The sequence below is a fragment of the Lentzea sp. NPDC054927 genome (assembly GCF_053610285.1).
The window spans coordinates 23,726-30,946 of the sequence record NZ_JBSGXZ010000067.1 but is presented as its reverse complement, the minus strand read 5'-3'; the positions used below and the strand labels follow the sequence as shown (position 1 = coordinate 30,946).

Annotated in this window: 6 protein-coding genes; all 6 read right to left on the bottom strand. The window is 66.3% G+C overall.

Features of this window, described 5'->3' with window-relative positions:
- Positions 1-409: 409 nt before the first annotated feature.
- Genes ACWGE0_RS43710 through ACWGE0_RS43685 form a run of 6 tightly spaced genes read right to left on the bottom strand, consistent with a single transcriptional unit; the run spans position 410 to position 7,133 of the window.
- Positions 410-1,429, bottom strand: coding sequence for an N-acetylglucosamine kinase (locus tag ACWGE0_RS43710; RefSeq protein WP_452266745.1), 1,020 nt, complete (start codon positions 1,427-1,429; stop codon positions 410-412).
- 5 nt (positions 1,430-1,434) lie between these two features.
- A complete protein-coding gene (locus tag ACWGE0_RS43705; RefSeq protein ID WP_452266744.1) occupies positions 1,435-2,703 on the bottom strand; it encodes a 6-phospho-beta-glucosidase in 1,269 nt (422 codons plus the stop codon).
- Complete coding sequence (locus tag ACWGE0_RS43700; RefSeq protein ID WP_319971826.1) at positions 2,700-3,593, bottom strand: carbohydrate ABC transporter permease; 894 nt, start codon at positions 3,591-3,593, stop codon at positions 2,700-2,702. Before ACWGE0_RS43700 ends, ACWGE0_RS43705 begins: the two co-directional genes overlap by 4 nt.
- The gene (locus tag ACWGE0_RS43695; RefSeq protein WP_452266743.1) at positions 3,590-4,564 is read right to left on the bottom strand and encodes a carbohydrate ABC transporter permease; all 975 of its coding nucleotides are present in this window, start codon (positions 4,562-4,564) and stop codon (positions 3,590-3,592) included. The genes ACWGE0_RS43700 and ACWGE0_RS43695 overlap by 4 nt, the downstream gene beginning before the upstream one ends.
- A gap of 12 nt (positions 4,565-4,576) precedes the next feature.
- A complete protein-coding gene (locus tag ACWGE0_RS43690) occupies positions 4,577-5,905 on the bottom strand; it encodes an ABC transporter substrate-binding protein (protein ID WP_452266742.1) in 1,329 nt (442 codons plus the stop codon).
- 16 nt (positions 5,906-5,921) lie between these two features.
- Entirely contained in the window at positions 5,922-7,133 is a 1,212-nt protein-coding gene (locus ACWGE0_RS43685) for an ROK family protein (RefSeq protein WP_452266741.1), read from the bottom strand.
- Positions 7,134-7,221 lie beyond the last annotated feature (88 nt).

Below are 7,221 nucleotides of genomic sequence, written 5' to 3'. Positions count from 1 at the left end.
CAACTCGACGAAAAGCGTGTCGAGTTGACACCCCTCCTCGTGCGCGGCAAGAGCTGTGGCACGACTCGTGACGGGGACCCCCACCGGAACCACACGAGAAAAGCCAAGAGCAGCTCGGCTTCGCCGTCGCCTAGGACGCCTCGGCTTCGCCATCGGGTCGCCTCGCCTGCGGCATCGGGCTTGAGGGCTTTGGCTGCGTGGCAAGGAAAACCCCCGCAGCACCTCGGCGCGTGAGGTGCTGCGGGGGCCGTGGGACCTTTCCGAAGGGGAGCGCCGCCGCCGATCAGCTCCCCCTCGGAAAGGGGTGGGACCACTGCTCGGGACGCCGCCGCCGATCTGCCCCGAGCAGTGGGGTTGGGACCGTCTCAGGGGGCGCCGCCGCCGATCTACCCCCTGAGACGGGGTCTTGTCACCCGCTGGCTGCTGCGCCCACGGGTGGGGTTGCGGCTGGCAGGTGGTCGTCGTAGGCCGAGCGCAGCCTCAGCTCTGCGCTCGGCTTGGCTCCGATGGTGTCCAGGCCCAGGAGTGCGGCGCCTACTACTGGGGGGACGTCCACCACTCGTACTTGGGCCAGTGGGGCCATTTTTACGACTCGTTCGCGGACTGGGCCTACCACTGTGTCGCCGGTGTTGGTGATGACGCCGCCGCCTAGGACGATGTCCACCGGTTCGTTCATGAGGTCGAGTTTGCGCAGGGAGACGGTGGAGAGGAGGACGATTTCCTCTACCAGACGTTCGACCTGGGCCAGGGCTACGGCGTCGCCGGTTGCTGCTACCTCGAAGACGAGGGGGCAGAGGGCGTGCGGGTCCAGTTCGATTTCCTCGAAGTGGATCTTTTCTACCACCTTGAGGATTGAGGATTCGTTGTAGTGGGCCAGGAGGGCGGGGAGCAGGCCGGTGGGTTGGCCTCGGCCGTCTTCGGCTCGGACGGCGTGCCAGAGGGCGTCGTTGCCCAGTTGGCCGCCGCCGCCCCAGTCGCCGGAGATGGCGCCAAGAGCGGGGAAGCGGTGGGTTCGGCCGTCGTGGGCCACGCCTACTGCGTTGATGCCGGCGCCGCAGACCACGGCTACGCCTACGCCGGATCCTGTGCCGGCTCGGAGTAGGGCGAAGGTGTCGTTGCCTACGAAGGTTGTGGTGGACCAGCCTCGTTTGGTGATCTCGCGGGTGAGCTCTTCTTCCTCGCGGGGGAGGTCGGCTCCTGCGAGGTAGGCGGCTGTGTGCGAGGCGATCGGCTCGTCCGGGGACAGTCCCGCTTGAGCTGCGGCCTCGCGTGCCAGTGCTTCGAACACGTCAAGTCCGCGCTTCATGCCCACGGTTTGCGGCGGGGCTCCGGGGCCGCGCACCTGCGCCAGCACCTTGCCGTCCGCGTCTACCAGTAGGACTGCGGTTTTGCTGTTCCCGCCGTCGATCGCGAGCACACGGTCGGTCATCTGCGTCAGTTTCCCTTCACCCACGGCAGCAGATCGCGGTTCTGCGCGATCAGCTCGTCGGCCAGCTGGTCCGCGATGGCGTGCTGGCCGATCAGCGGGTGTGCGAGCAGCGCGTCGGCCACGCGGTCACGGCCACCGTGGATCGCCGCCTCCAGAGCCAGGTACTCGTACGCGGTGACGTGCGAGATCAGGCCGGAGATGGACGGTTCCACGGGGCGGACCGGGAGTGGCACGCCGCCATTTGTGTCCACAGTGGACGAGACTTCCACCACTGCGTCGTCTGGCAGGAACGGGAGAGTGCCGTTGTTCTGCACGTTCACCACGTGCTTCTCGGCGCCTGCGCCGCCGGTGAGGGCGTGCACCAGCTGGACTGCGGCTTCGGAGTAGTAGGCGCCGCCGCGCTGGTCTAGCTGTTCGGGCTTTGTGACCACTGACGGGTCGCCGTAGATGTCGAGCAGTTCCTTTTCCACTGCGGCAACGACTTCGGCGCGCGGGGGTTCGGTCAGCTGCTTCTTCACGACGGCGTCGTGGTTGTAGAAGTAGTTCAGGTAGTACGACGGCACCATGTTCAGGCGCCGCATCAAGCCGCCGTCGATGCCGATGTGTTCGGCCAGGCCTTCGACGTGGTCGGCCAGGAGTTCGGGGAGGCGGTCTACGCCGTCTACGTAGACGCCGCGTTCCCACGTGAGGTGGTTGAGGCCCACGTGCTCCAGCTCCACAGTGGACGGATCGACGCCCAGGAGGGCGGAGGTCCAGCGCTGGAAGGTGATCGCCACGTTGCAGAGGCCGATCGCCTTGTGGCCAGCTTGCAGCAGGGCGCGCGTGACGATGCCGACCGGGTTCGTGAAGTTCACGATCCACGTGTCGGGGCCGGCGAGCTCGCGGACGCGGTCGGCGATGTCCAGGACCACCGGCACGGTCCGCAGGGCCTTGGCGAGGCCTCCCGCGCCGGTGGTCTCCTGGCCGACGCACCCGCAGGTGAGCGGGAACGTCTCGTCTGACGCGCGTGCTTTCTGGCCACCGACCCGCAACTGCAGCAGCACCGCGGACGCGCCCTCGACACCGTCTTCGAGCGACGTGGTGGTGCGGACCTTCGCCGGGTGGCCCGCGTGTTGCAGCAGGCGCTGGCTGAAGGGGCCCACCAGTGAGAGGCGGTGCTCGTCCGGGTCGACGAGGACGATCTCGTCCACCGCCAGGCTGGTGCGACGGCCGGCGATGCCGTCGATCAGCTCCGGTGTGTAGGTGGACCCGCCACCGACGACGGTGAGTTTCATCCTTTGACTCCCGTGAACGTGATTCCCTTGACGAACGACTTCTGGGCGAAGACGAAGAGGACGACGGCCGGGATCATCGTCAGGAACGTGACGGCCATCGAGGAGTTCCACTGGACGATGTGCATGCCCTTGAACGTCGCCAGTGCCAGCGACAACGTCCACTGGTCCTTCACTTCACCGGTGTAGAGCAACGGGCCGAAGTAGTCGTTCCAGGTGAAGAGGAAGCAGAACAGCGCGGTGGCCGCGATGCCCGGCTTCGCCATCGGAATGATGATCCGGATCAGCGCCTGGAACTCCGAGCAGCCGTCCACCCTTGCCGCGTCCACATAGGACTGCGGGATGGTGAGCATGAACTGGCGCAGCAGGAAGATGCTGAACGCGTCGAACAGGAAGTAAGGAGCGATCAACGGCACCAGCGTGCCCGTCAGGCCCAGCGAGGACCAGGTGTCGTACAGCGGCACGGCCACGACCTGCGGCGGCAGCATCATCGCGCCGATGACGAGGATGAAGGCCACGTTCCGGCCGCGCCACTTGAGCTTCGCGAGCGCGTAGGCGGCGGGGATCGACGAGATCAGCATGCCGAAGGTCGCGAGCAGCGAGTACGTGAGACTGTTGATCAGGTACTGGAACAGTGGGGCCTTCTCGAAGACCTCGACGAAGTTCTCCCAGTGCCACTCGGTCGGCCACAGGTTCGAGGTGAACGCCTGGTCGTCCGACATCACCGCGGTGAGGAAGACGAACACGACGGGCGTGGCGAACATCAGGCCGAGCGCGAGGCCGATCGCGTGGGTGGCGACCCAGTTCAGGAAGCCTCCGACGTTGCGCTTGCGGCGCGGCTGCTCCGGTTCCGCGGAGACGTCGACCGGTGGTTTGGTCAGCGTGGCGGTCATGCTCCCGGACCCCCTTCCTCAGCCGTGGAGTTCTTGCGCATCCGCTGGACCAGCACGATGGTCACGGCGAACGAGATGATGAACAGGACCGTGGCCATGGCGGCCGCGTAGCCCATGTCGAAGTACCGGAAGCCTTGCGTGTACAGGTAAACCGGGAACGTCAGCGTGGAGTTGTCCGGGAAACCGAGATATTTGGTCGATCCCGTCGCGTCCGCCGCTCCCGAGCCGGCCGACCCCGCGACGACCGCCTGTGTGAAGAGCTGCAACGCGAGGATCACCGAGTTCACGATGCCGAAGAGCAGCACCGGTGAGATCGTCGGCAGCGTGACGTGCCACCAGCGCCGGATCGGTCCGGCGCCGTCGAGTTCGGCTGCCTCGTACTGTTCCTGCGGCACGTCGAGGATCGCGGCCAGGATGATGATCATCAGGTCGCCGGAGATCCACAGCATGATCGCGGTGATGCCGGGCTTGGCCCACGCCGGGTCCGAGAAGAACAGCGGTGCGTCGAGGCCGAACCAGCCGAGCACGCTGTCGAGCGGGCCGCCGTTGGGACGCATCACCATGAAGAACACGAGTGTCGCGGCCACCGGCGGTGCCAGTGAGGGCAGGTAGCAGAGCGTGCGGATCAGCCCGACGCCCGACTTGAGACGTGCGATGACCGACGCCACGCCCAGCGCGAACACCGTCCGCGCGATCGTGAGCACGACGACGAACCACAAGGTGTTCGCGATCGCCTTGGTGAGCAAGGGATCTTTGAACATGAACTCGTAGTTGGCGAGTCCGTTGAACTCCGGTGCGTTGATCAGGTCGTACTTCGTGAAGCTGAAGATGACCGTGGCGACCAACGGGTACACGAAGAACAGGACGAAGCCGATGATTGCCGGGGCCATGAACCCGAGCACGGCGAGACGGTGGCGGGCACGTGCCCGCCCCTTGCCGGGGGCGGGCCGCGCGCCGAGCGTGGCGGTCATCTTGCGAATCCCCTACTTGCCGCTCTTGGCGATCTGGTCGTCGATGTTCTTGTCGACTTCCTTGAGGCCTGCCGCCAGGTCCGGGACCTTGCCCGACTGGTAGGAGACCGAGAAGTCGGTGACAGCCTTGATGTGCGCGTCACCGATCGGGGTGACCGGGTTGCCCTTGAGCTTGTCGCTCTTGGCCAGGTCGATGAACGTCTTGAACTGCTCGTCCACCTCGAGCTTGGAGCTCTCCATGGCGGCCTTGGTGCTCGGGACGTTCTTGATGGCGTTCGACAGGTCGACGATCGTGTCGGTGTCGAACGACAGGTGCTTGATCAGCTCCCATGCGGCGCCGGCGTTCTTGGCGCCCTTGGGAATGCCCATGATCGTGCCCGTGGTGAACGCGGTGCCGTACTGGTCGGCCTTCAGCGTCGGGAACGGGGCGGTGCCGAACTTGATCTGCGGCGCCTGGGCCTTGAGGAAGGCGGTGCGGTACTCGCCGTCCATCATGATCGCGATCTTGCCCTGGTGGAACGCGTGGTCGGCCGAGTACTCCTGGCCGAGACCGGCGCGGAAGCGCTCGAGCGCGTCGTAGCCGTAGAAGTCCACGAGCTTCTTCTGGAACTTCAACATCTCGGTCCAGCCGGGGGACGCGGCGAGCGACGACTTGCCGTCAGCGGTCTCCCACGCGGCGTCGTACGACGGCGCGAGGATGGTCGGACGGTTGGCGTAGAAGCCCATCGTGGGCAGGTAACCCGCGACCTCGATGTCACCGTTCGGCGCCTTCTTGGTCGCCTTCACGGCCGCGTCGTACAGCTCGTCCATCGTCTTCGGCGGGTTCGTGATGCCGGCCGCCGACAGCATGTCCTTGTTGTAGTACATGGCGTAGACGTCGGTGAGCATGGGCATCGCACAGCGGTTGCCCTTGTACTCGGTGTACGCGCGGACCGCCGGGGAGATCTGGTTCAGATCCACCTTGTCGCGCTCGATGTAGGACTTCAGCGGCTGGAACGCACCGGAGGAGCAGAACTGGCCGATGTTGTCCGTCGTGAACGACAGCGCGACGTCCGGCGTGTTGCCCGAACGGATACCCGCGGTGATCTTGTCGTCGTCCTGCGAACCCTCGTGCTTGATCTCGATGTTCGGGAACTTCTTGTTGAACGTCTTGAGGGCCTTCGTGACTTCTTCGTACTCACGGTCGGAGTAGTTGCTCCAGACTGTGAGGGTCAGCTTGTCGTCCTTGCCAGGAGCAGCTGCGGCGTCGGAATTGGCGCCGCCACCCTTGCCCGCCGCACATGCGGTGAGGGTCAGCGCTGCGGCGACACAGAGCAAGGCAGCACGGGTGTGCTTGCGCATGTGCACTCCTTCTCGATCAACGTGGGGACCCGGCGACCACTGGGCCGCGGAATGGAGCCGTGGTGGCTGCCGGCAGGCCGAACACCGTCTCTCGTGCCACTGCCAGTGCCGAGTGCAGTGCGCCGCTGCGCACCGGTTTCCCGGTCACCAGAGCCAGCTGGATGGGTGTCCTCGGAACCACCAGTTGCCGCAGTTCCGCGGCAACGAGATCGTTCAGCGTGGTTCCTCCCGCCTGGGCGATGTCGCCAGACAGGAGGATGAGTTCCGGGTCGAGCACCGCGACGACGCTAGCCACGCCCGTGGCGATGCGCTTGGCGAGATCGGCCATGAACTCTCGGCCCGCAGGACCCGCGGCCAACGCCTTGCGCACGGCCCCGTGGCCGTTGCGCGCGGCGAGCCCGTGAGCCCTGGCGAGCTTGCAGATCGACGTGTTGCTGAGCAGCTCTCCGAACGTGCCGCCGGAGCGGTCCGTGTCGGTGTCGGCCGCTGCGCGGTCGGGGATCATCAACCCGTCGATCTCGCCCGCGCCACCGGATGCGCCGCGCAGCAGCGATCCGTTGACGACGACGGCGGCACCGACGAGGTCTGCGGGCCAGATGACGACGAAGTCGCGCACCTTGGTGGCCCGTCCGGCGACCATCTCCTCCAGGGCGACCAGGTTCACGTCGTTCTCGACGCTCACCGAGGTCGCGAGCTGCTCCCGCAACCGGCCGGGCATGTCGAAGCCGTTCCAGCCGGGCAGGTGTGGTGCGTAGGCGAGCTCACCGTTCGCGGGGTTCACCGCTCCTGGACAGCCCACCACGACGTGCAGCAGCTGGTCGGGAGCGAGGCCTGCCTGCCCGCACGCCTTGCCGACCGCGCTCACGAACGCCTCCAGCACGCCGTGCTTCACGGGCATCGGTGCCTTGTACTCGGTGAGCACGGCACCGGAGATGTCCGCGATCGCGATGTCGACCGTCTCGGGGGTGAGATCGACAGCGGCGATGTGCGCAAGCGTCCCGTTGACCGACCACAGCTGGGCCCTCGGCCCACGTCCGCCGCCGCGCAGTCCGTTGCGGACCACGGTGTCGGCGGTTTCCAGCCGGGTGAGCAGCTGTGCGGTCGCCGGCTTGGAGAGGCCGATCAGGCCCTCCAACTCCGACCTGGTCAGCGGACCGTTGCGCAGCAAAGCCTCGATGGCTGCGCGGTCGTTGATCTCCCGCAACAGTCGTGGGCTTCCGGCACGCATTAGGTCCGCTCCTGTCTGTTAACTTTCCAGACGATTTCGCCAGACGGTAGTGACCTGTTTCACCGGGGTCAATCCCCGATATGGGTCC

What these genes read in the sequence shown, in the direction of transcription:
- ACWGE0_RS43685 (WP_452266741.1), bottom strand. Translation starts at nt 7,133, where the DNA reads ATGCGTGCCGGAAGCCCACGACTGTTGCGGGAGATCAACGACCGCGCA.
- ACWGE0_RS43700 (WP_319971826.1), bottom strand. Translation starts at nt 3,593, where the DNA reads ATGACCGCCACGCTGACCAAACCACCGGTCGACGTCTCCGCGGAACCG.
- ACWGE0_RS43705 (WP_452266744.1), bottom strand. Translation starts at nt 2,703, where the DNA reads ATGAAACTCACCGTCGTCGGTGGCGGGTCCACCTACACACCGGAGCTG.
- ACWGE0_RS43690 (WP_452266742.1), bottom strand. Translation starts at nt 5,905, where the DNA reads ATGCGCAAGCACACCCGTGCTGCCTTGCTCTGTGTCGCCGCAGCGCTG.
- ACWGE0_RS43710 (WP_452266745.1), bottom strand. Translation starts at nt 1,429, where the DNA reads ATGACCGACCGTGTGCTCGCGATCGACGGCGGGAACAGCAAAACCGCA.
- ACWGE0_RS43695 (WP_452266743.1), bottom strand. Translation starts at nt 4,564, where the DNA reads ATGACCGCCACGCTCGGCGCGCGGCCCGCCCCCGGCAAGGGGCGGGCA.